25 protein-coding genes and 1 pseudogene are annotated in these 26415 nt (G+C 55.1%); 11 read left to right on the top strand and 15 right to left on the bottom strand.

Annotation, left to right across the window (positions count from 1 at the left end; genetic code table 11):
* Window positions 1-260 precede the first annotated feature (260 nt).
* Window positions 261-1277 (top strand): hypothetical protein, encoded by a 1017-nt coding sequence (locus L9H78_RS02755; protein ID WP_249620421.1) that lies wholly within the window; start codon window positions 261-263, stop codon window positions 1275-1277.
* Between the two features lie 81 nt (window positions 1278-1358).
* Here the strand turns inward: L9H78_RS02755 and manA are convergent, their stop codons facing one another.
* From manA to L9H78_RS02740, 3 genes and pseudogenes are all read right to left on the bottom strand, one after another.
* On the bottom strand, window positions 1359-2624 hold the full coding sequence (manA, locus tag L9H78_RS02750) for a mannose-6-phosphate isomerase, class I (protein WP_249620420.1): 1266 nt from the start codon (window positions 2622-2624) through the stop codon (window positions 1359-1361).
* Between the two features lie 137 nt (window positions 2625-2761).
* The gene (locus L9H78_RS02745; protein WP_249620419.1) at window positions 2762-4144 is read right to left on the bottom strand and encodes a phosphomannomutase/phosphoglucomutase; all 1383 of its coding nucleotides are present in this window, start codon (window positions 4142-4144) and stop codon (window positions 2762-2764) included.
* Window positions 4145-4552: 408 nt separating this feature from the next.
* A pseudogene (locus L9H78_RS02740) lies at window positions 4553-4978 on the bottom strand (DUF3499 domain-containing protein); the annotation flags it as partial.
* A gap of 107 nt (window positions 4979-5085) precedes the next feature.
* Here L9H78_RS02740 and L9H78_RS02735 point away from each other — a divergent pair.
* A complete protein-coding gene (locus L9H78_RS02735; RefSeq protein ID WP_021353646.1) occupies window positions 5086-5559 on the top strand; it encodes a metallopeptidase family protein in 474 nt (157 codons plus the stop codon).
* Between the two features lie 39 nt (window positions 5560-5598).
* Here the strand turns inward: L9H78_RS02735 and L9H78_RS02730 are convergent, their stop codons facing one another.
* The 3 genes from L9H78_RS02730 to L9H78_RS02720 all read right to left on the bottom strand — a co-directional run bounded on the left by L9H78_RS02730 (window position 5599) and on the right by L9H78_RS02720 (window position 8364).
* Window positions 5599-5925, bottom strand: coding sequence for a WhiB family transcriptional regulator (locus tag L9H78_RS02730; protein WP_021353645.1), 327 nt, complete (start codon window positions 5923-5925; stop codon window positions 5599-5601).
* Between the two features lie 280 nt (window positions 5926-6205).
* Window positions 6206-7276: a mannose-1-phosphate guanylyltransferase gene (gene manB, locus L9H78_RS02725; protein WP_023018259.1), complete on the bottom strand. Its 1071-nt coding sequence runs from the start codon at window positions 7274-7276 to the stop codon at window positions 6206-6208.
* Window positions 7277-7461: 185 nt separating this feature from the next.
* On the bottom strand, window positions 7462-8364 hold the full coding sequence (locus tag L9H78_RS02720; protein ID WP_249620418.1) for a glycosyltransferase family 2 protein: 903 nt from the start codon (window positions 8362-8364) through the stop codon (window positions 7462-7464).
* A gap of 53 nt (window positions 8365-8417) precedes the next feature.
* Between L9H78_RS02720 and L9H78_RS02715 the strand changes: the two genes are divergently transcribed.
* From L9H78_RS02715 to L9H78_RS02700, 4 genes are all read left to right on the top strand, one after another.
* Window positions 8418-10013: an LCP family protein gene (locus L9H78_RS02715; protein ID WP_249620417.1), complete on the top strand. Its 1596-nt coding sequence runs from the start codon at window positions 8418-8420 to the stop codon at window positions 10011-10013.
* A gap of 89 nt (window positions 10014-10102) precedes the next feature.
* Window positions 10103-10837, top strand: coding sequence for a TIGR03089 family protein (locus L9H78_RS02710; RefSeq protein ID WP_249620416.1), 735 nt, complete (start codon window positions 10103-10105; stop codon window positions 10835-10837).
* Between the two features lie 128 nt (window positions 10838-10965).
* The gene (locus L9H78_RS02705; protein ID WP_249620415.1) at window positions 10966-12144 is read left to right on the top strand and encodes an acetyl-CoA C-acyltransferase; all 1179 of its coding nucleotides are present in this window, start codon (window positions 10966-10968) and stop codon (window positions 12142-12144) included.
* 2 nt (window positions 12145-12146) lie between these two features.
* Window positions 12147-14438, top strand: coding sequence for a 3-hydroxyacyl-CoA dehydrogenase/enoyl-CoA hydratase family protein (locus tag L9H78_RS02700; protein WP_249620414.1), 2292 nt, complete (start codon window positions 12147-12149; stop codon window positions 14436-14438).
* Between the two features lie 97 nt (window positions 14439-14535).
* Here L9H78_RS02700 and L9H78_RS02695 read toward each other — a convergent pair whose 3' ends face one another.
* Window positions 14536-15711: an acyl-CoA dehydrogenase family protein gene (locus L9H78_RS02695; protein ID WP_249620413.1), complete on the bottom strand. Its 1176-nt coding sequence runs from the start codon at window positions 15709-15711 to the stop codon at window positions 14536-14538.
* Window positions 15712-15877: 166 nt separating this feature from the next.
* Between L9H78_RS02695 and L9H78_RS02690 the strand changes: the two genes are divergently transcribed.
* Window positions 15878-16522 (top strand): TetR/AcrR family transcriptional regulator, encoded by a 645-nt coding sequence (locus tag L9H78_RS02690; RefSeq protein ID WP_249618378.1) that lies wholly within the window; start codon window positions 15878-15880, stop codon window positions 16520-16522.
* Window positions 16523-16623: 101 nt separating this feature from the next.
* Here L9H78_RS02690 and L9H78_RS02685 read toward each other — a convergent pair whose 3' ends face one another.
* From L9H78_RS02685 to lepA, 4 genes are all read right to left on the bottom strand, one after another.
* Window positions 16624-17505, bottom strand: a complete 882-nt coding sequence (locus tag L9H78_RS02685) for an HpcH/HpaI aldolase/citrate lyase family protein (protein ID WP_249620412.1) — start codon at window positions 17503-17505, stop codon at window positions 16624-16626.
* A 98-nt stretch (window positions 17506-17603) separates the two neighbouring features.
* On the bottom strand, window positions 17604-17762 hold the full coding sequence (locus L9H78_RS02680) for a hypothetical protein (RefSeq protein WP_153246426.1): 159 nt from the start codon (window positions 17760-17762) through the stop codon (window positions 17604-17606).
* A 27-nt stretch (window positions 17763-17789) separates the two neighbouring features.
* Window positions 17790-19256, bottom strand: a complete 1467-nt coding sequence (locus L9H78_RS02675) for a M20 metallopeptidase family protein (protein ID WP_430622743.1) — start codon at window positions 19254-19256, stop codon at window positions 17790-17792.
* Window positions 19257-19466: 210 nt separating this feature from the next.
* Window positions 19467-21314 carry a translation elongation factor 4 gene (gene lepA, locus L9H78_RS02670; RefSeq protein ID WP_249620411.1) on the bottom strand — a complete coding sequence of 616 codons (1848 nt, stop codon included), beginning with the start codon at window positions 21312-21314 and terminating at the stop codon, window positions 19467-19469.
* Between the two features lie 104 nt (window positions 21315-21418).
* Between lepA and L9H78_RS02665 the strand changes: the two genes are divergently transcribed.
* The 4 genes from L9H78_RS02665 to L9H78_RS10540 all read left to right on the top strand — a co-directional run bounded on the left by L9H78_RS02665 (window position 21419) and on the right by L9H78_RS10540 (window position 23424).
* On the top strand, window positions 21419-21955 hold the full coding sequence (locus tag L9H78_RS02665; protein ID WP_249620410.1) for a type II toxin-antitoxin system PemK/MazF family toxin: 537 nt from the start codon (window positions 21419-21421) through the stop codon (window positions 21953-21955).
* 310 nt (window positions 21956-22265) lie between these two features.
* Complete coding sequence (gene rpsT / locus L9H78_RS02660) at window positions 22266-22532, top strand: 30S ribosomal protein S20 (RefSeq protein ID WP_021353629.1); 267 nt, start codon at window positions 22266-22268, stop codon at window positions 22530-22532.
* A gap of 276 nt (window positions 22533-22808) precedes the next feature.
* The gene (locus L9H78_RS02655) at window positions 22809-22973 is read left to right on the top strand and encodes a hypothetical protein (protein WP_249618374.1); all 165 of its coding nucleotides are present in this window, start codon (window positions 22809-22811) and stop codon (window positions 22971-22973) included.
* Between the two features lie 316 nt (window positions 22974-23289).
* On the top strand, window positions 23290-23424 hold the full coding sequence (locus tag L9H78_RS10540) for a hypothetical protein (protein WP_021353627.1): 135 nt from the start codon (window positions 23290-23292) through the stop codon (window positions 23422-23424).
* 302 nt (window positions 23425-23726) lie between these two features.
* Here L9H78_RS10540 and L9H78_RS10535 read toward each other — a convergent pair whose 3' ends face one another.
* The 4 genes from L9H78_RS10535 to holA form a co-directional block, all read right to left on the bottom strand.
* Window positions 23727-23858: a hypothetical protein gene (locus L9H78_RS10535; RefSeq protein WP_283775224.1), complete on the bottom strand. Its 132-nt coding sequence runs from the start codon at window positions 23856-23858 to the stop codon at window positions 23727-23729.
* A gap of 494 nt (window positions 23859-24352) precedes the next feature.
* Window positions 24353-25003: a LysE family translocator gene (locus tag L9H78_RS02650; RefSeq protein WP_027018000.1), complete on the bottom strand. Its 651-nt coding sequence runs from the start codon at window positions 25001-25003 to the stop codon at window positions 24353-24355.
* Complete coding sequence (locus L9H78_RS02645) at window positions 25000-25431, bottom strand: ankyrin repeat domain-containing protein (protein ID WP_249620409.1); 432 nt, start codon at window positions 25429-25431, stop codon at window positions 25000-25002. Before L9H78_RS02645 ends, L9H78_RS02650 begins: the two co-directional genes overlap by 4 nt.
* A 12-nt stretch (window positions 25432-25443) precedes the next feature.
* Window positions 25444-26400 (bottom strand): DNA polymerase III subunit delta, encoded by a 957-nt coding sequence (gene holA / locus L9H78_RS02640; protein WP_249620408.1) that lies wholly within the window; start codon window positions 26398-26400, stop codon window positions 25444-25446.
* Window positions 26401-26415 lie beyond the last annotated feature (15 nt).

The raw sequence follows: 26415 nt of genomic DNA, 5'->3' as shown, positions 1-26415 counted from the left end.
ATTTGCTCAACATTTCAGCAACGCAAGCACTGTCTGGGGCACCGGAGTACATCTGAGTTGCCGAAATGCACCTGCGTCGCGGGAGTACATATGAGTCGTCGGGATACATACGGGGAGGGCACATATCAAAGCCGACCCTGACCATCGAATATAAGCTGTCTCACAATATCGGCTTTGCGACGCCAAGGCCTTACTACTTTGGAATGAAGCTGTTATGGTTTGTTATCAAGTTGCAATCAACGCGGAAGGTCATGTGTCCCATGAGCCAGGAAACCCGTAGGGCCATCGCTTTCATCGGTAGTGGCTGTCTTGCTGCGGGCGTAATTGGTTTCGGAGTCTGGCAGTTTTCAGAACCGGCAAACTTTTCGACGGCATCACAAGTACAAGAAGCAGGACACACGCAAGCTTCGACGACTACCGTCACGGAATCTTCCAGCCCAGCCGGTTCCGCTGCAGACTCCGCATCCCAAGACGACGAAAACACTTCGCGTCAGACTCTCCCTGGCTCGGATTCGCCCCTCGGCCAACGGCCTGTCTCACCACAGAACCTTGCCGAAGCCAACGAGCAGGTACTAGCACCACGGGGCACAAAGCCTTCCCGCCGAGCCCAGATTGACGCTGCCGACCCCTTTCTACCCCCTCACGCTGTTCTCCAGGAAGACCCAGACCCGGTCCAGCCGACGGTTGTTTACCGGCCCCGCGGGTTTGAGGCTCTGCAACCGCAGCAACAACAGGGCCGCCAGGGTGGCTCCGGCAGTCGAGAAAACCAAGAGCCACAAGATTCCTTCGTAATCGCAGAACCGAAGCCGGCACAGCAGCAAGCACCAAAGCCGAACTCTCCAGCAGATAACGTCGTCGGCGCAATCCCAAAATTGGCAGATCTTGATCCGCAGCCCCTGATCAACGAGACCCTAGATCGGGCAGGTCTAACGCCCAACAATAACCAACAGCCCGGAAATCAGCAGCCCGGCGAAAGCACGGGCACTGATGCACGGACGGCAACCGATGCACATGCTGCACGCGTACAAAGAGCCCAAGACCAGCCAGCCCAACCAGATCCGGTGACTCCCCCAGCTCCCGGCGCAGAAACGCAACGTCACCAGCACGGTAACCATGCCAGCAACCACGCAAGCGATGACCCCCATGATGCAGTCGGTTCTAATAGCGCGAGTGCAGCTGGAGAAAACCACCCACAACCGCAGGGGCTGCGCGACGTTATCAGCGAAGCTCTAAAGAGCTCAGGTTCGTCCCTTAGCTCGTCTTGGTTGAGCAACTAACCTGGCCCACTACCTGAGCCCACAGCCTGGGCTGCAGCCGTTCGCTGCAACCTAGCCACACTAAAAATCCGCGCTATCGGATCAAACCCGGGCGATGAACAACTCGGCACCGGATTCAGCACCGGCGCGCATTCCGTCGTGAACACTCTCATCAGCATCCACGAGGACAAAGCCATTGTCAGCCGCCCCCGCCGGTAGCCACACCGCTTCTGTCGGCCGCAGCATACGCCCGTTGCATTCCACCGCACCGCGGGTCACTAAAGCAATCGCCGGCCCGTCATAGTCACACCGTACTCGGGGGTGCTGGCTGGTTAACTGGACGCGTTCCAGCAAAAAATCTTCCGTATGCGAGGGGTAATTGTACTGCCCCTCAGCAATGAGTTCCGGTTCCATGATCGGATCCCGCACACTGGAAAATTGCAACAATGACAACAGCTCCGGCACATCAACGTGCTTTTCCGTAAGCCCTCCGCGCAACACATTGTCCGAACTAGCCATGATCTCCACACCCAAACCAGACAGATAAGCGTGTAATTGCCCCGCTTCCAAACGCAGTGCTTCCCCCGGTTGCATGGAAACATGGTGCAATAACAGAGCGCTTAGCACCCCAATATCACCCGGGTAGCGACGCTGCAGGTCCACCACCGTGCGCAGGCTGTCAAGCATCCACTCGGAGTAGGATTGCCAGCTGGATTCGTCGGCAAGCACCTCGCAGGCTTTATCCACGATCACGCTTATCAAGTGTTTGCGTTCATCTTCGGCAAGCGTCACCCAACGGCGAAACAGCATGTGCAGCCGTGCTGCTTCGTTGTCCTCTTCCACGTTCTCCAACAGCTCGGCATATGGTGCCAGCTCAAGACAATTCAAAACAGAAAACAGTTTATGGGTAGAGCTCGCTTTCCGGAATCCCGCTAATCCACGAAACGGAGTCAACGCGACAATAAGCTCAGGCTTGTGGTTGGAATCCTTATAATTACGCCGCGGATCATCCAGGGCCAGGCCAGCTGCGTTTTCTCGCGCAAAACCCTCTTCGGCTTCTGCCAGACTAGGGTGTGCCTGCAGCGAAAGCGGCTCACCGGCCGCCAACAGCTTCAGCATGAAAGGCAATCGGGAACCCCATTGTTTTTGCACGCGCGCGCCCAAATGATACTCAGGATCTGCCGCGATCATCTCATCCAAGCCCTTAAGCGCACCGTCAGGTTGCGCCACGCAAGCAGGGCCGGCCGCATGCGCTCCAAACCAAAGTTCGGCCACTGGATCACCGGTGGCTGGTTGCCCAGCCAACTCTGGGATCAAGGTAGTCGAGCCCCATGGGTAATGGCGAATAGCCGGTCGAAGTGGCTGCATAGATCGAAAATTTTCCTTCTACTGCGGGATGGTAACTGAGGTCCTGCTACAGGCTAACGTTGCGGTGAGAAAGCTGTTGTAACGAAGCTGTTGCGACAAAAGCCGCTGTAACGAAAGCTGCTATTCCGTAACCGCGGCTAGGACACCAACCCAGAGATTTCGTCGACAAGCTCGGAAACTTGCTCGGGTGTTTCCGCCTCTACGTTTAGACGCAGCAGGGGCTCTGTGTTCGACGCACGCAAATTGAACCAAGCAGCGCTACCTTCTAAATCCACGGTCATACCGTCCAATTCGTCGATCTCAGCGGCCCGCTCCGCGAAAGCCGCGCGGACTTTCTCCCGGGCAGCTGCTTGGTCAGTAACCGTGAAATTGATCTCCCCGGAAGCCGAATAGTGCTGATACGACTCCATCAGCTCCGAAAGCGTACCCTCATAGGTGGCCAACGCCGCAAGCATGTGCAACGCTGCCAGCATGCCGGAATCAGCATTGAAAAATTCGCTGAAATAATAATGGGCAGAGTGCTCACCACCGAAAACAGCATTATGCTCCGCCATTTCCGCTTTGATAAATGAGTGCCCCACCTTTGTGCGCACCGCAGTTCCGCCAGATTTCTCTACCAGCTGCGGAACCATCTTCGAGGTAATCAAATTATGGATGATCGTCGCCCCCGGATAACGCTGCAACATACGTTCAGCAATCAGGGCACAAATAGCTGAAGGTGAGACCGGCTGCCCCTTTTCATCAACCAAAAATACCCGGTCGGCATCGCCGTCAAAGGCCAGCCCTAAGTCCGCGCCCTGTTCAATGGTGAAACGCTGCAAATCTACGAGGTTTTTCGGGTCCAGCGGGTTGGCCTCGTGGTTCGGGAACGTGCCATCGAGCTCGAAATACAAAGGACGGATATCAATCGGCAGATCAGCAAACACCGCAGGCACTGTGTGACCCGCCATACCGTTTGCCGCATCAACGGCCACCACCAACGGACGGGTGCTAGAAAGCGGCACGAGTTCGTTGAGATAACGCACGTAATCATCCAGAATCTCGTGCTTGTTAATGGTGCCCCGTTGTTGCGCCAGAGCAACGTTGGTGCCGTCGTCGGCAAGGTTCGCCAAATAATCAGTAATGATTCCGAGCCCGGTATCTTGCCCTACTGGTTTGGCTCCAGCCCGACACAATTTGATGCCGTTGTAGGAAGCTGGGTTATGCGAAGCAGTAAACATCGCTCCAGCACACTCCATTCTTCCGGCCGCGAAATACAATTCGTCGGTAGAAACCAGCCCCAGAGCCGTAACGTCCAAGCCGGATTCTGCTACTCCTTCAGCAAAAGCCTCTGCCAATTCTGGGGAGGACGGGCGCATGTCGTGGCCAACCGCGACACGAGTCTCGTTGCCGTGGTTTTTCAGGAAATCTGCAAACGCGCGTCCAACGTTCCGAACGAAATCCGCGGTAATCTCGGATTCCACCAAGCCGCGAATATCGTAGGCCTTAATGACAGAGCTGAGGAATTGTGCAGAATACATAAAGGCCATTCTAACGGTCTCGCCGAGAAGCGTGCCGATGACTAGCCAGAATTAAGCCCGCGGTTCCTCCGAGGAATCATCGGGCCACAACGCTGCAAAATCTGTCGTCGAAGAGTCACGCAACTCCGCCAGCATGGAATCAACGGGGTCCCCATCATTTTCGCTGGTGGATTGCTCAACAGCGCCCTGGCCGTCCACAAAATCAGCAGTTTCGTCGGTAGCGTCTACCTTATGGCCAGCGCCCGAATTGTCTGTAGATTCTGTAATTTCTGTGACCTCGGCTGCACTTGCGTCATGGATGAGATCTTGCTTGCCGACGCCCGCCCGCTGGCTTAGCGCGTGTCGGCTGCCATTCACGTTTACAGAAGGAGCAGTTGCCTCACTAGCGGAATCTTCGACAGAGTCAGTTTCTGGAACCACTTGCAAGTGCGCACGGCGCTGCTGTTTTTGTTCCACCACCCGTGGAACTCGGTGCACCGGGTGATTAGAGCGCTCCGGATCCGCCGCATCTGCGAATGCCGAAGTATGCGCAACCGGGCTCGCGTCCGGGTCTTCCACCAGACCACTAGTAACACGCCCGTTTTCCCGCACCGCCGCGGCAAGAGCGACCAGATCTTCTTCGTCGTCAATATCTATATCCCCGACGCGCACAATCTCCCACCCGACTGGCGCAGTGATTTTTTCCGAATGTTTCTGACATAAATCCCAACTATGTGGGTCAGGTTGCGAGGTCAATGGGCCAACTACCGCAGTAGATTCGGCATACGCATACGTCAGGGTTGCGAGTGCAGGCTGACCACAGCCAGGACGGGAACAGCGACGAATCTGGTTCACGCTCCCAAGTTTAAAGACTCATCGATCACACACGCAAACGGTAGTTCCGCAAAAATTTTCGGCGTGGCGCGACTAATGCGCAGGCACACGAGTTCTATGCTGATTCCATGAGCAATAGCGCACAACTACGCCCCTACCGCAACCGCCATGGCCGTGGCTTGCGTGGCGTGGTGTTGCCGCAGCAAACCCCACGGTTTCGTTCACGTAGCCAGCAATTCGACATGGCTGCGTTGGATGCCTTTAGCTCCATCCATGCTGCATTCGCCCCGCAGCTGGAATCATTAGATCTTGCGGTCGATACCGTGCCACGAATGAACTTGGGCTCCGACTTAGCGCTGATCGATGATGAAATCTTCAGCGATGGGCCGGTGCCACTGGGACGGGTGCTACAACCAGGAATTGATGCACAGGGGCAACCCACGCGTGCGCGCATTGTGCTATTTCGCAAACCCATAGAACAACGCGCAGCCACCAGCGAACAACGCCAGCAATTGCTACAAGAAATTCTGACGGTGCTGGTGGCGACTTATCTCAACCTTGATCCACGCGATGTGGATGCACGCTACCCCTGGGGTGATTAACTCAGATACGGCCACACGGGCCATATAACCGCGAAAATACTAGCCGATATCTCGCTTCAAGCGGCGACGCTCACGGTCAGATAGGCCGCCCCAGATACCGAAGCGTTCATCGTGCTCTAAAGCGAACTCCAAGCACTCATCACGCACCGGGCAGGCCTGACAAATACGCTTAGCTTCGCGGGTGGACCCACCTTTTTCCGGAAAAAATGCTTCCGGATCCGTCTGCGCGCACAGCGCCTGGTCTTGCCATTCTTGTTCTACCGCACCGAAGAGCTCTTCGATCGATAGAGCTGCCGCGCCGCCACGGAGAATGGCGTTTTTAGCCATATCGTCCACGCCGTGTCCTTTCTCCGTAGTTCCGTTCATATACTTCCAAAGATTAGACAATGAGACACTAAATATCGTCAACCCAGAATCCACCATCAGTACAGAAACCAGCAGAAAACCCCTGCAAAAGACCTCACCAGTCACAGCAGTAACAAAACTGCGACAACGGGGGTAACTTACAGGGGTACTATATATAGGGCCGGATCGGTTCTGAAAAACTAATCGGCAGGTGGGCGTTCATTCGTCACACAGCAGCAGAGCTTCTCTTCAGGCGTCGGCGTGTCGCTACCAGAGCATTCAGAAAAACGTCGGAAGCGTTCTAAGCATCAGAGCTGAAGCGAATCCCAGTGTCCGGAATAATCACACCCGGCCACACACGCATGCCCGGCGCCAGTTCACACCGCGCACCGATCTGCGCTCCCTCCCCAATCACGCAGCCATCGACAATCGCATTTGCCCCAATATGTGCCCCATCTGCAATGATCGAATTCCGAATACGAGCACCCGGCTCAATAGTGGCACCAGCGAAAATCACCGAAGAATCGATACGGCAGCCACCGCCGATTTCAGCCCCGCGCCCCACTGTGGTTCCTCCGAGCAACAGCACTCCCCCTGCCACGCCAGCGGCCGGATCTACCAGCGCCTCACCAGTCCGGCCTTCCAGTAGCGGTGAGCCCACGATTCCACGCACCAAATCCGACGAGCCCTGCACAAAATCATCCGGACGGCCCATATCTCGCCAGTACGCGGCATCAACATGGCCAACGACACTGCGACCTTCGTCGAGAAGCCGCGGGAACGTTTCGCGTTCCACTGAAACATTGCGCCCGGCGGGAATCGAAGTGATCAAATCTTTCTTAAAGACGTAACAGCCCGCGTTGATCTGATCAGTCGGTGGATCTTCCGTTTTTTCCAAAAATGCCGTCACCTGACCGTTGGCGTCCGTCGGCACGCAGCCGAAAGCACGAGGATCTGATACTCGGACCAAATGCATGGTCAAATCCGCATTCTTTTCTTCGTGCGTGCGCAAAATTCCGCGCAAGTCTGTAGCTGCCAATACATCGCCGTTGAAGACCATGACGTTATCGCCACGCAGCTTGTCATAGACATTGCGGATACCTCCGCCGGTACCCAAAGCTTCTTCCTCAACGACGTATTCAATTTCTAATCCGAGTTCAGAGCCATCACCGAAATATTCCTCGAAAACCTCGGCGCGAAAGGATGTCGACAAGATCACGTGGTTGATTCCAGCAGCCTTGATGCGCGCCAATAAATGCTGCAGGAAGGGGTATCCGGCAGTCGGCAGCATCGGCTTTGGCGTATTGATGGTCAACGGACGCAGGCGCGTGCCCCGCCCGCCGACCAGAATCACGGCGTCGGTATTGCTCATGGCCCAAAATATATCTGTTGCGTGCGCCGATTCTGTGCTCACACACCGGGGCTCGCCCGATCAGAATCGAGCCCACATCTTCAAGGCTTCACAGCCAGGGGTTCACGGCCAGGGCCGGTTGCGGCCGGTTGCGGCTAGCCAGGCCCGAATGCCAGGCCCGAATGTCGGAAACTGGATGGAAAGTTTTAACCACGCGTCAAAATTTTAGCGCGCAAATACAACCCAGCGCGCAGGACTGCCCGCACCGGAGCTTGATACCAGTGCGGCAGTCGGTCGCAAAGATAACGGGCAGCCGATTGATGATGCACGCGCAACATCGTCGCGGATACGCTTTCAGCCTCTGTGGAATGGCCTTGTGCATGACTGATCCGCGCCTTCGGACAGTACACGTTGCTGTAGCCGGCACGGGCGAAGCGATCGCCAAGGTCAGTGTCTTCAAAATACATGAAATAGCGCTCGTCAAAGCCCCCAACCCGGGCGAAAGCTTCTCGCCGCACTAATAAGCAGGAACCAGACAGCCAACCAGCTTCGCGTTCGGTTTCCATATCCTGGCCTTGCCGGTAGCGCGCAGACCACGGGTTCGCAGGCCAGATATCCGCAAAAATCGCATGCCCAATGCCGTCTAGCAGGCTCGGTAATGCGCGGGCCGAAGGGTAGGTGCTCCCATCGCTTTCGATGATGCGTGGTCCGATAGCAGCAGCGTTCGGGTGCCGAGCAGCGCAGAGCAGAAGTTCGTCAATCGCTCCATCGTGGAACACCACATCTGGGTTAGTCAGCAGCACGAAATCGTCGGCAAGCGGAACTGGTTGTGCGCCACCAAGCGGAACACTCCCCACAGCCTGCACTCCGGCATTCATACCCGCGCCATAGCCTAGATTGCCACCGGTGGGATAAAACACCACGTTTTCAAAGTCTGTAGCGGCTTGTTCAGGTGCGCCGTCGGTGGAACCATTATCAGCCAGCACCACCAGAACTGGGCGCTCGGTGGCCCCCGGCAGTGAGTCCAACAGAGCGCGCAGGTGCTTACCTGGCGAATAAGTCACGGTGATTACCGGCAAACGGGATGCATGGTTTATTTGTTCAGACACAATGCGCTTTATGGTAACGGAAATGTGGCAGTTATGCCCTAAGCTTGAACAGCGTGAATGATCGTAATCGCTCCAGCAGAGAGATTCAGCCCGCCCCGAAATCCCGCTCAGCAGTTAAACAGCGCGGTCCCGGTGGACTTAAGGTCATAATCGCGTTGCTATCTGCCATCACGGTGTTAATCACCGGAGTGGGTTATTGGACGGTCGGTCGCGTTGGTTCCACTCTGACTTCTGCCGGCAACTTGGGGCTGAGCGATACCTCGCAAGGTTCCGGGGAACAAGCCCCTGATGGCGCAGTCGATATTCTCTTGGTCGGTTCCGATTCTCGCACAGACGCACACGGCAACCAGCTCAGCCGCGAAGAACTCGAACGTCTCAATGCGGGCGAGTTTGCTGGCGAAGACAACACCGACACCATCATGCTGATCCGGGTGCCGAACGACGGATCCCAAGCAACGGCGATTTCCCTGCCCCGCGACACCTACATTCACGACGACGAGTTTGGCAACATGAAACTCAACGGGGTGTATAGCGCACACAAGCAGGCATACGAAGAATCCGTTCCTGATACTGAGCACGATATCGATCAAGAACGGGAGGCTATGGCGGCAGGACGCTCCGGGCTGATCTCCGCAGTAGCGGATCTCACCGGCATTCAAGTTGATCACTACGCTGAAGTCGGTTTGCTGGGCTTTGTGCTTCTTACCGACGCTGTTGGTGGCGTCGATGTGTGTTTGCAAGAGCCGGTTGATGACCCCATGTCCGGAGCACATTTTCCTGGAGGAACTTCCACTTTGGATGGTCGCGACGCCTTGGCCTTCGTCCGTCAGCGCTACGGACTGCCACGTGGCGATCTCGACCGTATTGTGCGTCAGCAGGCGTTTATGGCTTCGCTAGTCAACAAGGTGTTGGAAACCGGCACCTTGACTAACCCATCTACTCTGAACAAAATCTCCAACGCGGTGGAACGCTCGGTCGTTATCGACGAGGACTGGGACGTCATGAGCTTTGCCACCCAACTATCAAATTTGGCCGGCGGGAATGTCACGTTCACAACCATCCCGGTGACCTCAATTGATGGAGTCGGCGATTTCGGCGAATCCGTCGTGACCGTTGATACCGAGCAAGTCCACGCGTTCATGGACCATTTGCTTGCCGACGATAGGTCCGACGAAGAAGGCACCGACGATGATCCTGCCGGTGATGGCCACGAGTCCGTAGACGAAGACGGCGAAGCACTCGTCGAGATGGTGGCTGCGGGGGCCCAGCTGCACATCCTGAACGCCCAAGCTCCAGCCGGAACTGCTGCAGCGACCGGTGCATGGCTGGACCAGCACGGGTATACCGTGGTTAATACCGCTAATGCGAATGAAGGGTTGTACTCGGTCTCGCAGGTTGTAGCTGCCGATCCGAGTGATCCACGCGCCCAAGCTCTCGCGGATCAACTGGGCATTTCGACGGTAACGTCGAATGCGAACCTGGAACCAGATTCCATCGTCGTGGTGGTTGCACCGGATTACAACGGCCCCCTGCTTGAAGAAAAACTGGGGCAAGACGATGCCGCCGCTGCTGTCGGCGAAGACTTCGGCAGCGTCGTCGATGCACCAGAAATCGATGCCGGCGGTAACGGCCCGCGCTGCGTTCATTAGCAACAGATCTGCGTAATTCAGCGGAATCTCCACCGGCAATACACAGTTAGCACACTGCATGCCCGCAGCCTGATCCCTAGGATGGGGGCATGGATATGTTGTCTCATTTGCTTGCCGATGACCCCGCGAGCCCACGGCTGACCGTCTATAACGAAGCCGATGGCACCCGCATGGATTTTTCTGCTCAAACCACCGAAAATTGGGCATCCAAAATAGCGAATTTCCTGCGCGAAGAATTAGATCTCGACGAAAGCTCGGTAATCCTGTGCGACCTCCCAGTTTCCTGGCACACAGCCATGATTGCCTTGGGCGCGTTGGCTGCGGGAATTTCCGTACGCTTCGCTACTGACGACACCGCAGCCGACCGTGCAGCCGCAGACACGACAACTGATTCGGGAGCTGATCCGGTGACTATCTCGGGAGCCGATTCGGGCGCTGAACCTGCAGTGTTTTTCACCAGCGCTGAAAAGGTAGCCGAATACGCTAATCATGGGGATGTAGTCGTCGTCACGAACGACCCCTTTGGACGCGGCTTGGAAGAAATGGGTGAACCGGTCCCAGAAGGCGCCATTGATTTCGGCCCAACGGTGCGTTTTTATGGCGATTTTTACCCTGGCCCCACCCGCCCGCTGGCAGAGATCGTGCGCCCAACTAGCGATGCCCAACGTTTGCTGTCGACCGGCTGGACCGATTGGGATTCCTTCACCCGCCAAGTGCTTTCTCCCCTGGCCGCGGGTGGTTCCGCCGTGGTGGTGGCGGGCATGGCCTCTACGGATCGGCTAGCCGAGATCGCCGAGAATGAAAAAATCACCGCACGGGATTAGCCCAGATCGTTGCCGAAACCTGATTTGTGACATAGACTACGCTCCATAACGAATAGCCATTCGTAAACGCTGTTTCAGCTGTTTCAGTTAATTCAGATGTTTCAGATGTTTTAACCGCAAGGAGTCGCATGTCAGAGATCTATATCGCCAGTGGTGCCCGCCTTCCGATTGGAAAGTTCCAGGGCTCACTCTCCAAACTCTCTCCTACCGAAATGGGCACCATTGCTGCAAAAGAAGCAATTGCGCGTGCCGGAGTCGACCCCACTGCCGTTGAATCCGTGGTGGTGGGCAACGTAGTTCCCAACGTCCCCTCAGATGTTTATCTCTCCCGCAAAATCGGCATCGAATCCGGGCTGAAAGATTCCTCCATCGCCTTCAACGTCAACCGCTTATGTGGCTCCGGCGCCCAGGCCATCATTTCTGCTAGTCAGCAAATCCTCACCGGCGACGCCGAACTAGCTCTAGCGGCAGGCGTGGAACACATGAGTTCTGCACCATACTCCGTCGAAGGCATGCGTACCGGTGGCCAAAAAATGGGGGACGGCCGTTTGCAAGACTGGATGCTCGGCGCGTTGTCTTGCCCATTCGGCACCGGCCACATGGGCGTGACTGCAGAAAACGTCGCCAAGGCCTATGGCATCTCCCGGGAGCGTCAAGACGAATTCGCTGCGGAATCTCAGCGCCGCGCCGCCGCTGCCCGCGATAACGGCGTGCACAAAGAGGAAATCGTCCCAGTCACCCTGCACACCCGCCAGGGCGAAGTCACTTTCGACTTCGACGAGCACGTACGCGAAACCTCACCAGAAGCCCTGGCCAAACTGAAGCCGGCTTTCCACAAGGACGGCACCGTCACGGCCGGTAACTCTTCTGGCATCAACGACGGCGCGGCTGCCCTACTCCTGGGCACCGAGGCTGCCCTGAACCAGCACGGTTCTCAACCACTAGGTCGCGTGGTCTCTTGGGGCATCGGTGGCGTCGACCCCACCAAGATGGGCTTAGGCCCGGTCACTGCCGTACCCAAGGCACTGCAGAAGGCCGGTTTGAGCCTGGAAGATATCGACCTCATTGAATCCAACGAGGCATTCGCGGCACAAGCCATTGCCGTACAAGATGAACTGGGCTTCGATCCAGAAAAGACCAACGTGCACGGCGGAGCTGTAGCCCACGGACACCCGGTAGGAGCATCCGGTGCAATTTTGACTGTCAAGATCCTGCACCATCTGCGCGCGACCGACAAGAAATACGGTCTGGTCACCATGTGCATTGGTGGCGGACAAGGAATTGCACTGATTGTGGAGGCTGTATAAACATGACCACCAAGATCATCACGAACCCAGAACCAACCACCGTGGATGCCCCAGTGAAAAAAGCTGCCGTCATCGGCGCCGGCTCTATGGGCGCAGGCATCGCGGCTCTGATGGCCAGTGCTGGAATTCAGGTCACTCTGCTGGATATGGCCGACGAAGGCGATTCCCATGAGGAGCGCAGCGCACGAGCCTACAAAGGGATTGAAACCCAGAAAAAACGCAAAGGCTTTGTGCACCCCAAGTTCGTGGAAAATATTTCCGCTGGGAACACCACCGACGACCTGGACAAGCTGCATGAATGCGACTGGGTTGTCGAGGCCATTTTCGAGGACCTCGACGCCAAGCGCGCACTGTATGAAACCGTCGGCCCTCATTTGAACGAGCACGCGCTGCTGTCATCAAATACTTCCACCATCCCCTTGGCAGAACTAACGGCAAAGCTTCCTGACGGCCTGGCCAGCCGTTTTGCCATCACGCACTTTTTCAACCCGCCACGCGTGATGCGCCTGGTCGAAATCGTCGAGGGCCAGAAAACCAGCGCAGCTACCCTGCAGACGTTGAATACCGCTGCTGAGCAGCAACTGGGCAAGGTCGTGGTTGATTGCCGCGATACCCCTGGTTTCATCGCCAATCGTCTGGGCTGTTTCTGGTTGGGTGCCGGCGCAGAACTGGCGATGGAACAAGGCATTTCTTATGAGCTTGCCGACGCCGTATTCTCCAAACCTTTCGGCATTCCTCGTACCGGTGTTTTCGGTTTGTTGGACTACATCGGCCTCCAGCTGGTGAAACCAATCTGGTCCTCGCTGACCAACGCATTGCCAGAATCCGACCAGCTGCACCAGTTCAATCTGGAAAAGAACGATGTCATCAACGGTCTTGTGGATCGCGGGCTCACCGGGCGTACCGGTGATGGTGGCTTCTACCAGGGCCGGGACAAGGTAATCCAAGCAGACTTCAGCTATGGCGAGCGCGAGACCCCAGAAGATCCTGCTACAAAGCACAAGGATGCTGCCGCAGTCATCGCCGAAGATAGCGCCGGTGGCCGCTATGCCCGCGACCTATTCGCTGCGACGCTAGGCTACTGCTTGGAAACAGCAGAAGAAATCGCTGATACCGTCGAGCTAATGGATAAGGCCATGGTTTTGGGCTACGGCTGGAAGCAGGGCCCTTTTGCTTTGGCAGATTCAATCGGTCTAGAAAAGGTTGCAGAACTTTACGACGAAACACCTTCCCTGCTGCAGGCTGCCATCACAGCCGGAGGTTTCTACCCAGAAGTTGGCAAGGTGCTGGCCACCGACGGATCTGTTGCAGAGACCAAAGATCGCACTGGTGTGGTCACCGTTAAGGAATTACTCGCCTCCGGCCAAGCCAAGACCGTGCGCGAAGCCGAAAAAGTCCGAGTGCATCTGTTAGATAATGGCGTCGGCATTCTGGACCTGCAGACCTCGCTAAACTCGCTAAGCCAGCCAGCTCTCAACTCGATTCGTTCGATCGTGGACGATGCCGACCAGCTGGGCATCCAAGCATTGGTTGTGGGCAACGACGAGCAGCGTGCATTTTCTGCAGGGGCAGACCTGACATCCATTGCCAAAGCAGGTGAAAGCGACGATACCCAGCGCATTGATGATCTAGTGCGCAATGGCTCGCAGGTACTGCGCATTCTGCGTAATGCACCATTCCCCGTCGTTGGTGCAGTCCGGGGCGCTGCCTTAGGTGGTGGCTCTGAGCTTTACCTGTCCTGTGACCGCGTCGTCGTCCATGCAGATACCAAGGTGGGCTTCCCGGAACGCAACGTCGGCTTGTTCCCGGCTTGGTCCGGTACCGTCGCCCTACTGGAGCGCATGCAGGGCCTGTACGACGATTACCACCAGCGTGCGTTTGACGTGATCACCGATGCCAAACCGCTACCGAATATGTATTTCGCAGCAGAATACGGCTTTATCCGGGAAGGCGATGCCATCTTGATGTCGCCGGATCACGTACTGGGTTATGCCATTGAGCAGGCAGCAAGCATGATCGACGGCTATCAGCCACGTGAAAACACCACGATCGCTTTGTACTCTGGCGCTACCCCGCTGGATGAGGGCTGGCCGATTGCGGGAATGACAGACAATGATCACGTCATTGCCCGCCAGCTGGCGAAGCACTACACCGCCGCTGACGGTGTCAGTGAACTAGGCTTCGACGAATTCGCTGACCGGGAAGTCGAACACGTCGTACCGCTGATTGCACTGCCAGCAAACGTGGAACGCGCTATGCACATGGCGAAAACTCGCAAACCGCTGAACAACTAGGCCTGGATAGCACAGGCACAGCGCCGTTCTTGCGAAGGGCTACACCTACTTACACCGTAGTAGGTGTAGCCTCTCCAGGTAGCTAGCGTTAAGCACGTTATTTAAACGCGCCCACGCCAGTGATCTTTTTACCAATGATGAGTGACTGCACCGTGTCGGTGCCTTCGTAGGTGTGATAAGCCTCGGTATCAGCAAAATGACGGGCAATATTGTTATCTAACAAAATGCCGACGCCACCGAGCATGTCACGGGCATCAGCAGCGACTTTGCGAGCACCACGAGTACAACGCAACTTGTTAAAGGAGGCCTGTTCGCCGGTGAGCTTGCCAGAAGCATTGAGTTCAGCGATGTGGCGATTCAACAGCATCATTTGGCTGATCTCCAACTGCATATCCACCAAACGCTGCTGAATGATCTGGCTTTCAGCCAAGCGACGCCCAAACTGGATCCGCTCGTCTGCGTATTCTCGCGCTCTTTCATAACAAGCGATCGCCGCACCCAACGCAATCCAAGCCACCCCAGTGCGCGTGGCCATCAGCACGGCTGCGGTGTCTTTGAACGTTTTCGCGTTTTGTAGTTGGTTTTCTGCGGGAATGCGCACGTCGTTGAGCTTGATGTGTGCCTGGTGGATAGCGCGCAATGAGATCTTATTTTCGATAACCTGCGCGTCGTAGCCTTTCGCATCCTGTGGCACAATGAAACCAGAAACCTCGCCGTCTTCAGTGCGGGCCCAAACTACGGAAATATCCCCGCCTTTACCCAGGCCGATCCATTTCTTCTCCCCGTTGAGCACCCACTCATCGCCATCGCGGACGGCCGTGGTCTCTAGGGCAATCGAATCCGAGCCGTGGTCTGGTTCCGTCAACGCGAAAGCACCCAGTAGCTCACCCGTGGCCATCTTCGGCAAATATTTATCTTTTTGTTCCTGCGAGCCACACATATCAATTGAGCGCATCGCCAACCCGGCTTGCACCGCCAGAATCGTGGCGACGGAGCCATCGATGCGGGCGATTTCCATCAGCGTTAAGCCAGAACCCAAATGCGACAAAGTTTCATGTCCAGGCACATCCAAGCCGTCGGTGAGCAGATCGCGTTCTACGATTTCTGGAATCAAATCAAACGGAATTTCTGCACGTTGCCAGTAATCGTTGATGACAGCCTCCACTGGTTCACGCAAGCTTGCTGCCCGCTTCCAGGCGTTGAGGTCGGCTTCTGGGATATCGTTGAATACACCGAGCAGGTCTGTTCCGGTGGCAAGCGGGTTGGTGGACATGGTTCAGTCACTCCTTCAAGCGAATCATCGTTAGCATTAAGAGTGACTCACATCGCACTAATAGTCAAGCGGAATGCTCATAACATTTTCTGGCATGCTTAACTAATAATGCGTCGTCACCAATGTGCGTCGTCGCCAACCAGACTGACTAGGAGGCAGATACCTCATGGCAAATCCACAACGCCGAGCACAAATTGCCGAAGCCGCAATGCAGCTTTTCGACGAGCGCGGTTACCACGCCACCGGCATGGAAGACATCGCCGCGGCCGTCGGCATGCGGGCCTCCAGCCTGTATAACCACTACAGGTCTAAACAAGAAGTACTGGCCGATATCGCGATTAGCTCTATGGAGGCATTGCTGCGCTTCCATGCGACTGGCTATTCCCCTATGAAAACCAGCGCCGACAAGCTTTTCGCCAGCATGAAATATCACACCATATTCCATGCAGAACAAGCCCAGCGAGCGCGCATCGTCAATAACGAGATCCGTGCTTTGCAAGAGCCTTCACGGTCCATCGTTGTACAGATGCGACGTGATTATGTGGCCCGGTGGATGGCGATTGTGCGCGAAGGTATCGATTCTGGGGTCTTTGTTGCCGACGACATCAAGATCGTGTCCTGGGCGCTCATTGATATGGGCATTGGTGTCTCGCAATGGTACGCCGATGGTGGACGACTCAGCAGTGAAGAGCTCGGCGATATGTACGGTCACATCGCCTTACGTCAGCTGTGCAAGCCCAGCGCGCATAACGTCCACGACACTTCCAGTCCCAACAGCCAATCCCCGATCACGGACAATAAGCACGACTAAATCCCACGCCCAGGTCTACAGTGGCTTAAATATTTAAGCTTGCAGTCTTGTGCGCGGGACTCCTTAGCCCTGAAAATCCTTAGCGGCTATTGTTTAGCCTACTACTGCTTACCGGCCTTAGCCAGCAAATCCAGTGCACGACGATAGATCGGGGCATCAACGTAGTTACCGGATGCCAGCTCTACCGAAGATTCTTTACGCGCTACAGCTTCTTCAAATTTCTCCACGGCCTCACGTGCCCAGGCGATAGCGTTATCTGATGGCTTAAACGCCGCAGTCACAATCTTGCACTGCGATGGGTGGATACACAATTTGCCGCTAAAGCCCAACGCGCTGGCGTAGTGGGTGGCATCCACCAACCCATCTTCGTTAGCCACGTTGAAATACGGAGTATCCACCGGCGGCGATAATCGGAAAGCGACGGAGGCGGTGGCCAGCGTCGAACGGGCGAATAGCAAAGCATCCCGGTTCGAGTGATTCACACGTAGCTGCTCGGAATAATCGCCCGCACCGAAGGCCAACTGGGCCACTCCACGGGTGGAAGCAATCTCTGCAGCGTTAACAATGCCGCGGGCGGTTTCTACCAAAGCCACGATTGGTACCGGAGCGCCGTCCGAGTCTTTCAATAACTGCTTGGTTTCTGTCATCGCCTTGGACTCGTTAACCAGCGGCTGCATAACAAAATCCAGTTGATCCGATACCGCCTGAAGTGCTTCCAGATCCTTCGGATACTCCTGCGAGTTCACGCCATTAATACGCACACCAATCAACACCGGCTTATGCGCGGCAATGATATCTGAGCTCTGGCCAGAAGAGTATTCCTCGATAAATGAGACAATATTCTGCCGAGCACGCGCCTTGTTCTCTGGTGCACAAGAATCTTGTAAGTCGAAAACGATCGAATCGGTCCCACAATCTACAGCCTCTTGGAAACTATCAGGGTGGTCACCGGGAACAAACAGGGGCGAAACGAGTGAAATCATATCTTTGAGTCTACGTGAGGAAGATCAACAATATGGCTTCAGGATTCAGATTTTCCCGTCCCGGGCTTAACCAGGCGCATACCAAAATTCGCAGACCACTAGTGCGCGTGAATCATCCGGATCAAGCCACCATCCACAACGTGTTCATCACTGCGTTCTGGTTGCAGCGCATACGCGGTTAGCTGCTGAAATTGTGCTTCTTGTTGAGCGGAAAGCCCGCAGCCCGGTGCGGGCTGCTGCGAATCTGCGTGCCACATGGCTAACAGCATAACGGGCCAGGCGGGCTAACGGCCATTCCGGATAGCACTCGCTCGTCCTTTCGCTTCCCGCGCGGCGCGCACGCTTGCGGAAGGATGCTTATCTTCTGTCGCCAAACGTTCAAACGCCAAGGCAGCTAATGCCGCGGCCTGATCCCCCAAGATCGAATCGTTGAAATTAATCTTCGGTGAGTGATTCCAATCGCGCAGATGCTCCGGCTTGTCCGGATTAGCGGTACCCAAGAACATGAAAGTTCCCGGCACCTGGGCCAACACAAAACCGAAATCTTCCGAGGCCATCATCGGCGCCTCAAAGGGTTGCACGGCCTCTTCCCCGAACATTTCGCCCCATACAGAGGCCGCGAATTTGGTTTCCCGAGGATTAGTCTTCGTCGTTGGGTACAGCACCTGGAAATCAATATCTACAGAACAGCGATGCGCGGCGGCGACGTTACCGGCTACCTCGGCAATCATTTGGCGTACCGCGTCAATCTTTTCATCACGCAGCACCCGCACGGTCGCACCCAAAGTTGCAGTGTCTGGAATCGCATTAAACGCCCCTTCTCCGGCTCGCACGTTGGTCACCGTCACCACAATGGGGTCCAGCGCATCAAAACGACGGGTGATAGCCAGTTGCAAGGACGTCTGAATTTCTGCCAACGCTAACACCGGATCAATAGCATCATGCGGGCGAGAGCCATGCCCGCCTTTACCAGTGACAGTAATGGTTAAATTCGATGACGAAGACATCATCGGCCCTGGCACATAGTGGAAAGTGCCGTAATCCTGCGGGCCAACATGGATACCGTAGGCCGCAATTGGGCGCCGACCAGCAGCATCCAGTACGCCTTCTTCAATCATGGGCGCTGCCCCACCAGGGCCTTCCTCACCCGGCTGGAACATGAAAATCACGTCGCCGGCTAGTTCTTCCCGGTAGCGGCACAGGATTTTCGCTGCCCCGACCAAACCTGCGGTGTGTAAATCGTGGCCACAGGCATGCATGTAATCATTTTTCGAAGCAAAAGGCAGGTCCAGACGCTCACGTACTGCCAAAGCATCCATGTCGCCACGCAGCAACACGGACACGGGGTGCTCGCCTCGCTTCCCGCCACGCAACACCGCGATCACAGAAGTCAGTTCCCTGCCAGTGGTAATTTCCAACGGCAAACCCTCTAGCTCACGCAGTACCTTTTCTTGGGTGCGTGGTAGATGCAAGCCGATTTCTGGATGCTCGTGGAGGTCACGGCGTAGTTCTTGCAGCTCACTGATGATTTCGCTGGCGGCACCACGGAATAATTCCCCGACCGGTTGGCCACCAGCAGTAGCCCGCACGAATTCCAACGGGTCTTGTGCCTGTGCCGCGCGCTGCGGAAGCCCTTGCCCCTGAGCCTGTGGCTGTCCAGGGCTAACTGGGCGCCCGACGCGCCCTGGGCTGGCGGAACGACGATTGTTTAGCGGATTAAACTCTGGCTGTTGCGATTCTGGGCCGGGCACGTGAAGTAACACTTCCTTCGCTAAAAAACCACACCGCGCACAAGACGTCTCAGGAAACTACGCGTGCGCGACGCGAGTCGGTAAAACACTTATGCCCTTCCACAATAGTGAATTTTGCGAGCGGTTACCGACTGCGTCTCATCAGCACCAGCAATCGGTCACTAGACGCGACTAATAACAGTGCCTAATAGTGGCACCTAATGGCAGCGCCTAATCACCATCAGTCGACAGCGCCGCCACGAAAGCTTCCTGTGGCACGTTCACCGAGCCCAGTGACTTCATGCGCTTTTTACCGGCTTTCTGCTTTTCCAACAGCTTCCGCTTACGCGAAATATCGCCGCCATAGCATTTCGCCAACACGTCCTTACGCATCGCACGGATGTTTTCGCGGGCAATAATCTTCGCTCCAATAGCCGCCTGCACCGGCACTTCGAATTGTTGGCGCGGAATGAGCTCTTTCAGCTTCTTCGTCATCTTGTTGCCATAGTGATATGCATGCTCGCGGTGCACGATCGCACTGAAAGCGTCGACAGGATCACCCTGCAACAAAATATCGACCTTGACCAGATCCGCCAACTGCTCACCGGCCTCCTCGTAGTTCAACGAGGCATAGCCTTTGGTGCGGGATTTCAGCATGTCGAAGAAATCAAAGATGATCTCACCCAACGGCATCGTGTAGCGCAACTCGACTCGGTCTTCAGAAAGGTAGTCCATGCCACCCATTTGTCCACGCTTGGATTGGCATAGCTCCATGGTCGGCCCGACGAAATCCGCTGGCACAATGATGGTCATTTTCACGATCGGCTCATAGACCGCATCGTGCTTACCCTCTGGCCAATCCGCAGGATTGTGCACATACTGCTCGGTGCCGTCTTCTTTGACCACGCGATAAGTCACCGAAGGCGCGGTGGAAATCAAGTCCAGGTCGAATTCACGTTCCAGACGGTCACGGGTAATTTCCATGTGCAGCAGACCCAAGAATCCGCAGCGGAAGCCGAAGCCCAGCGCGACGGACGTTTCTGGTTCAAAGGTCAGTGAGGCGTCGTTCAACTGGAGTTTTTCTAGCGCATCACGCAGGTCAGGGAAATCTTCCTGCGAGATCGGGAACATACCCGAATAAACCATCGGCTTGGGTTCGTCATAGCCCTGCAGTGGCTCCTCGGCTCCTTTGTTGGCCCAGGTAATGGTATCGCCAACTTTGGTCTCACGAACGTCTTTTACACCCGTGATCACGTAGCCGACTTCACCAGGGCCTAAGCCTTTACAAGAGGTTGGCTTTGGCGAAACGATGCCCATATCCAGAATTTCCAGGTCTGTCCCGGTATTCATCATGCGCACTTTTTGTCGTGGCTTCAACTGGCCGTCGACCACCCTGATATACGTGACGACGCCACGGTAGACGTCGTAAACAGAGTCGAAAATCATCGCGCGCGCTGGCGCGTCCTCTGGGTAGTCGGTGTGCGGAGGAGGGGTAAGTTCGACGACCTTATCCAGCAGTTCGACGACACCCTCACCGGTTTTTCCGGAAACATGCAGGACATCTTCTGGTTCACAACCAATGATGTTCGCCAGCTCTAGGGCATACTTCTCTGGATCTGCGGCAGGCAAGTCAATCTTGTTGAGAACTGGAATGATCTCCAGCTCGTGTTCCATTGCCAAGTACAAGTTCGCCAAAGTTTGCGCTTCAATACCCTGGGCTGCGTCGACAAGCAAAATGGCTGCCTCACAGGCATCCAGGGCCCGGGAAACTTCATAGGTGAAGTCGACGTGGCCGGGAGTGTCATTCATCTGCAGCACGATTTCTTCACCCTTATGCGGGCCGGACGTCGGTACCCACGGCAAGCGCACAGACTGCGCTTTAATCGTGATGCCACGCTCACGCTCAATGTCCATGTTGTCGAGGTACTGATCGCGCATATCACGCGCATCAACGACGTTGGACAATTGCAGGATGCGGTCCGCCAGGGTGGATTTACCGTGGTCAATATGCGCAATGATGCAGAAGTTGCGCAGGCGCTCGGTTTCGGTGAACGTCTGCGCTGCAAAATTTTTCGACATTACTTCCTCGGACTACCTCTCGTTGTAAACTCCCACCAGCCTACCGAACCACGCCGCAAGGAAAATAGCCAGGACAACTTAGCGCAACAGCTAAGATTACTAGCATGTCTGCAGCACGGCGGAAAAATAAACGCTGGTCGCCATCTGGCCCCAACGAAGACCTGTTGGAAAAAGGCCTGGCGCTAATTAACCAGCGCCTAGGCATGCAGAACACCGCGTCGCGCTCAGTGGCGCGTGCCGCAGCAAAAATTCAAGTATGGAAATCCCGCGCACTAACCCGCACAATTTTCTACGCCCCCGATATGGATGGACACGCTGATTCCGGCGAGGTCGTATGGGTTTGGACACCCACCGACGGCGTCGATTCCCCACCACGCGAACGCGCAGTGTTGATTGTGGGACGGACGAATAGCAGCGTGCTGGCCTTGTTAATCTCGCCAAATCCTACGCATGATCACGATCCGCGGTGGACCAGCATCGGTACCGGGGAATGGGATGAAGCAGGCCGGCCCTGCTGGATTCGGGTGGATCGGGTGCTCGAGATTCAGGAGCAATATTTGCGTCGGCAAGGCGTGCTGTTTCCTAGGCGACGTTTTGAACGGATCGCCAACCGGCTGCGCAACGAACATCAATGGAATTAGTCGGTACGTGACACGGCCTGACGTGGCAAGGCACGAGACGAGGCGTGACTCGGCAAAGCACGAGACGAGGCAAAAGACAAGGCACGGTGAAGTGGAATGAAGTGGGATTATCGGCATAATTCTGCTAGGCTCTACAGGGTTGCTCGTCTGTCGAGCTGCACCAAGCGGGGCGGTCAGGACCTTGGGTCCGCCCGATAACGGTTTGGTGACGCGCATCTAGGGTCAGCTTCGGCTGATCGTGATGCTGGAAATGCTTAGGCAGAATGAGTTTTCACGTCAATGTCTATCGACTATAAGAGGTATCTTCACCATGGCAAACATTAAGTCCAAGCAGAAGCGCGTAATTACCAACGAGAAATCGCGCCGTCGCAACCAGCACGTTCGTTCCCGCGTTCGCACCATGATGCGCAACTTCCGCTCCGCTGTGGAAGCTGGCGACAAGGCCGTCGCGGAAGAGAAGCTGCGCGTAGCTTCCCGCGAGCTGGACAAGGCTGTCTCCAAGGGCGTTTTCCACCGCAACACCGCAGCCAACAAGAAGTCTGGCATGGCCAACCTTTTCAACAAGATGGAAGGCTAAGTTAGCTTCTCGCTAAGTCAGTTTCTCGCTGAACAGCTGGTGGCCTTGCGCGGCTGCCAAAAGAACCGGCCTGGGTTACTACACACCCGGGGCCGGTTCTTTAGTCTATAGTTACAACGCTTGAAACTATCCTTAGTTTTACACACGATACGTAAAACATATTTGATATTTTCCACCAAAAGCCCTTAGTATTGGGGGAGCAATGCAAGGATAAACCCGTTTATCTACGGGATTTTGAATTGCGCAACATGTATAAGAACATCAAGGAGAAAACTTATGCCATTGCCTGCAGTAGACCCAATGAACCCAACCAACCCACTCGTTGCCGATGCACAGGCATCCAGCGTCGGTAACTTCATCGAGGCTATCGGCGTTAACATCGCCAATGTAATCTCTGGCTTCGCCGAGGCTTTCATTCAGGCCTTCGGCTCCAGCTTCTAATTTAGGCAAATAAGCCTAATGCCTTGGTCTAAATTCACTTAGACCAAATCTACCCGCCAACGCATAAGCGTTGGCGGGTTTTTCCCATTCACGGCATTTTTCTACTTCTTATATGAATATTAAATTAGCAAAGCATAATATTACTAGATTGCGGTTTTTATCACAGTAGAATCTTTCGACCTGGGATTTTTCCGCTTCTTACTGGGAATCATTTGCTCAATATATTTCCCTACCCCTAGAGTTGGGGGCGCAATACAGGGCGAGCCTAGAACAACAAGCATTCGACCTGATTCATCCCTACACTTAAGGAGTTCACATGGACAAGCTTCCTGCAGACGCACCAACCACCACCGGTATCCTGGCTTTCATCGAACAGATCGGCGTGGGCATCGCATCCGTCATCTCCGCTATCGCTGAGCCTTTCATTCAGCTTTTCGGCTCCAGCATCTAATTTAAGCCAAAGCCAAAACAACCGATTGGGAACCCCTATCCCAGTCAATGCCTAAGGCGGCTAACACAACAGTGTTAGCCGCCTTCACAATTGCCCGGCAAGCAACTCAACTTGCCCATCGCGCCATCCCTGGGTCAACAACTCCAGGCACAACAACACCTTCCTAAAGGAAAATGTTGCAACGCCCCCCTGAATTCAAGGCACAGCCATAAATGCAAAAACTCCCCAGCGGAAAACCGCTGAGGAGATCTCAAAGTAACGGCAGGAACTTAGAGCCCCCACCACAACTGTTAAACAGTCAATTACTTGGAGGAGCTCAGAACGTTGGTGAAAACGCCGGAAACGCCAGCGAATACGAACTTAGCAGCCTCGATAAGAGCACCAGCAACGCCGCTAGCGGTGGTGGACAGGTTAACTAGAACATCGTTGATCATGGTCAACAATCCTTTCATATGAAACGAACGGTACGTGACATAGCTTAACAAGCTACAGTCCACCATCCATAACCCAACGAAAATATATAAATCCATAAGGCTCGCGTTAAACAAAAAGGTTTTTCTGCAAGTAAATGCGAAGAAATCAAATTAACTGCGCTAAAAAGCCCGTTTGAACTGTATGAACTCGAATGTAATATTTTTTGTTTTCCACTTTTTATTTTCGTTACAAGCTACCCCCAGATTAGTGCGTTACAGATTCAGATGCCCCATATTTTTGGGGCATAGTACGCTGACTAAAAGAATCCTATCCCACGATAGAAATCTGTTTTAGTTACGCTCTCACTGCTTATTGCTAAAAAGGCATAAAAATGCACCCAACCAATTCAGATTGGGCGCATCCAGAGTATTTTCAACGGCTTCCAAGCATTACTTGGCTCCAGATTTTGCAGGTGACCTATGCCCTCTTGAGTCTTGGATCTTGGCTCTATAGCCTAAGCCCAAATCATTGTCACAAGCCCGTTAATAGCCAGAGAGCCGCCAATAACCATAAACAGCACTCCAGAAGCAATATCAATCCACGGCCCGGCGGCTAACACGCGACGACGTACTGCCTTCGTCGACAAGAAGAATGCCACAACCACAAACAACAAAAACGCTGAAAGTGTCAACGCCGCAATCACAGCAATGGACAAACCAATCGATGGGCTTTGCGGCAACAACGGCGCCACAATTGCCGCTAGGAACAGTACAATCTTCGGGTTCGCGATATTCGTCAGCCAGCCAGTTTTAAACGCAGATTTTAACGAGCCCAAACGTAGCGCAGCGTCGGCCAAATCCACCGGCTTGGTGCTGCGGTCGCGCCAGCCGGCCATAGCCATATTCCGCCCCATCCAGATCAACGCGATACCACCAATCAGCTGTACAAAGGCCAGCACAGACGGATAGGCAGTCAAGATCGCAGCTGCCCCAAACACCGTCAGGCTAGTCCACATCACCACCCCCAGCTGAATGCCTAGCGCAGCGGCTAATGCGTGCGTCCGCGATCGCGTCGCCAAGCGCATGATCAAAATCATGTCCGGACCGGGACTGGCAGCTCCAGCGAGATTCAGCGCTAACAGGCTAGCCCACTGTGCCAGCGTCACTTGGTATTCTCAAAACGCTCGAGCAAGTCCGCACGCTCAAACATGCGCGCAGTATCCACCGCCGTCGGGTGCCCGTGGTTCGGATCTGCCCCGGCTGCGAGCAACGCGTCTACCACCGCATCTTCCTTCTTGAACACCGCGCCAGCTAATGGCGACTGGCCACGGTCATTGAGCTTGTCGACGTCTGCCCCACGCTCAGCCAAGCCACGCACCAAATCAGCGTGACCATGATAGGCAGCCATCATCAGCAGACTGTGGCCTTCGTGATTAACCAAATCTGCGTTCAGACCATGCTCAATGTATTCGAGCAACGTGGTATCACCAGCTCGTGCGAAATCAAAAAGCTTAGTGGCAAATTCCTGCAGCTGCAGATCATCTGCTGGTTCCGGTTGTTTCGTAGCGTCTTTTGCTGCATCTTTTTCTGTCATAGCGCCACAATTTTAGCGCGCAAGCTCCGAAATTTTCCGCACCGCTGATTCCAACGCGTACTCGGCGTCGCCTCCCTGGCCTTTCACCTCAGCATCCAACTCAGCAATAATCATCACCGCCTGCGATACATTTTCGCCCCGCCACCGGCGCGCCACCTTCAATGATTTATCCACCAGCCACGGCGGCATTCCCAATTGTCCAGCGAGTTTTTGCGCATTACCGCCATGCTCTGAATACAAACGCGCCACCGTACCCACCTTGCTCGCCAACGCATAGGCCAGTTTCACCGGTGGTTCCCCCAATTGCAGGGCGCGTCGCACCGAAGCCACTGCTTGGGAAGTGTGGCCGGCTACTGCAGCATCCGCGATATCGAAACCAGATACCTCTGCCACGCCTTGGTAATACTCGCGTACTGCGGCCTCGGTGACGTTTCCATTGGTATCGGCAACCAGCTGACTCACCGCCGAGGCAAGTTCACGTAAATCCGATCCCACCCCTTCCAACAGGCTGTGGATAATTTCCGGTCCCACCCGCACGTTGTGTCGCCGGAATTCCTGGGTCAGCCAATTGGCACGCTCAGAGGGCTTTAGCTTGGCCACGCGATGAGTCTGCGCCAATTTTTCGATCTTTTTCATTATCGCCTGATTTCGCCCCCCACCAGCGTAGACAATGATGATCGTGACAGAAGGCGCTGGATTCACACACGCATCCAACAACAAATTCAATGGTTCTTTTCCAGCGGTTTCTGCATTGGTGACCACCACAATCCGCTCATCGCCAAATAACGACGGACTGGTGGCTTCAATAAGCTCTGGACCGGTAATATCCCCGGCGCGCAACGTAGTTTGGTGAACCTGCTCGCCATCAGCGGCATTGTTGCGGACTTCGGCCGTCAAGTCTAAGCGCACGCGCTCCGCCAAAAATTCTTCGTCTCCAATAATTAACTGGACGCTGGAATTCAATGCCATGCTTCCTATCGTGCC

Origin of the sequence: Corynebacterium pseudodiphtheriticum, from assembly GCF_023509295.1 — a bacterium.
GTDB lineage: Bacteria > Actinomycetota > Actinomycetes > Mycobacteriales > Mycobacteriaceae > Corynebacterium > Corynebacterium pseudodiphtheriticum.
Note: the sequence above shows the minus strand (reverse complement) of the source record. Positions and strands in the feature narration are given on the sequence as shown.

Bases quoted from the DNA above. Each gene is read 5' to 3' on its own strand.
- L9H78_RS02755 (WP_249620421.1), top strand. From the start codon at position 261: ATGAGCCAGGAAACCCGTAGGGCCATCGCTTTCATCGGTAGTGGCTGT.
- manA (WP_249620420.1), bottom strand. From the start codon at position 2,624: ATGCAGCCACTTCGACCGGCTATTCGCCATTACCCATGGGGCTCGACT.
- L9H78_RS02745 (WP_249620419.1), bottom strand. From the start codon at position 4,144: ATGTATTCTGCACAATTCCTCAGCTCTGTCATTAAGGCCTACGATATT.
- L9H78_RS02735 (WP_021353646.1), top strand. From the start codon at position 5,086: ATGAGCAATAGCGCACAACTACGCCCCTACCGCAACCGCCATGGCCGT.
- L9H78_RS02730 (WP_021353645.1), bottom strand. From the start codon at position 5,925: ATGAACGGAACTACGGAGAAAGGACACGGCGTGGACGATATGGCTAAA.
- manB (WP_023018259.1), bottom strand. From the start codon at position 7,276: ATGAGCAATACCGACGCCGTGATTCTGGTCGGCGGGCGGGGCACGCGC.
- L9H78_RS02710 (WP_249620416.1), top strand. From the start codon at position 10,103: ATGGATATGTTGTCTCATTTGCTTGCCGATGACCCCGCGAGCCCACGG.
- L9H78_RS02705 (WP_249620415.1), top strand. From the start codon at position 10,966: ATGTCAGAGATCTATATCGCCAGTGGTGCCCGCCTTCCGATTGGAAAG.
- L9H78_RS02700 (WP_249620414.1), top strand. From the start codon at position 12,147: ATGACCACCAAGATCATCACGAACCCAGAACCAACCACCGTGGATGCC.
- L9H78_RS02695 (WP_249620413.1), bottom strand. From the start codon at position 15,711: ATGTCCACCAACCCGCTTGCCACCGGAACAGACCTGCTCGGTGTATTC.
- L9H78_RS02690 (WP_249618378.1), top strand. From the start codon at position 15,878: ATGGCAAATCCACAACGCCGAGCACAAATTGCCGAAGCCGCAATGCAG.
- L9H78_RS02685 (WP_249620412.1), bottom strand. From the start codon at position 17,505: ATGATTTCACTCGTTTCGCCCCTGTTTGTTCCCGGTGACCACCCTGAT.
- L9H78_RS02680 (WP_153246426.1), bottom strand. From the start codon at position 17,762: ATGTGGCACGCAGATTCGCAGCAGCCCGCACCGGGCTGCGGGCTTTCC.
- lepA (WP_249620411.1), bottom strand. From the start codon at position 21,314: ATGTCGAAAAATTTTGCAGCGCAGACGTTCACCGAAACCGAGCGCCTG.
- L9H78_RS02665 (WP_249620410.1), top strand. From the start codon at position 21,419: ATGTCTGCAGCACGGCGGAAAAATAAACGCTGGTCGCCATCTGGCCCC.
- rpsT (WP_021353629.1), top strand. From the start codon at position 22,266: ATGGCAAACATTAAGTCCAAGCAGAAGCGCGTAATTACCAACGAGAAA.
- L9H78_RS02655 (WP_249618374.1), top strand. From the start codon at position 22,809: ATGCCATTGCCTGCAGTAGACCCAATGAACCCAACCAACCCACTCGTT.
- L9H78_RS10540 (WP_021353627.1), top strand. From the start codon at position 23,290: ATGGACAAGCTTCCTGCAGACGCACCAACCACCACCGGTATCCTGGCT.
- L9H78_RS10535 (WP_283775224.1), bottom strand. From the start codon at position 23,858: ATGATCAACGATGTTCTAGTTAACCTGTCCACCACCGCTAGCGGCGTT.
- L9H78_RS02645 (WP_249620409.1), bottom strand. From the start codon at position 25,431: ATGACAGAAAAAGATGCAGCAAAAGACGCTACGAAACAACCGGAACCA.
- holA (WP_249620408.1), bottom strand. From the start codon at position 26,400: ATGGCATTGAATTCCAGCGTCCAGTTAATTATTGGAGACGAAGAATTT.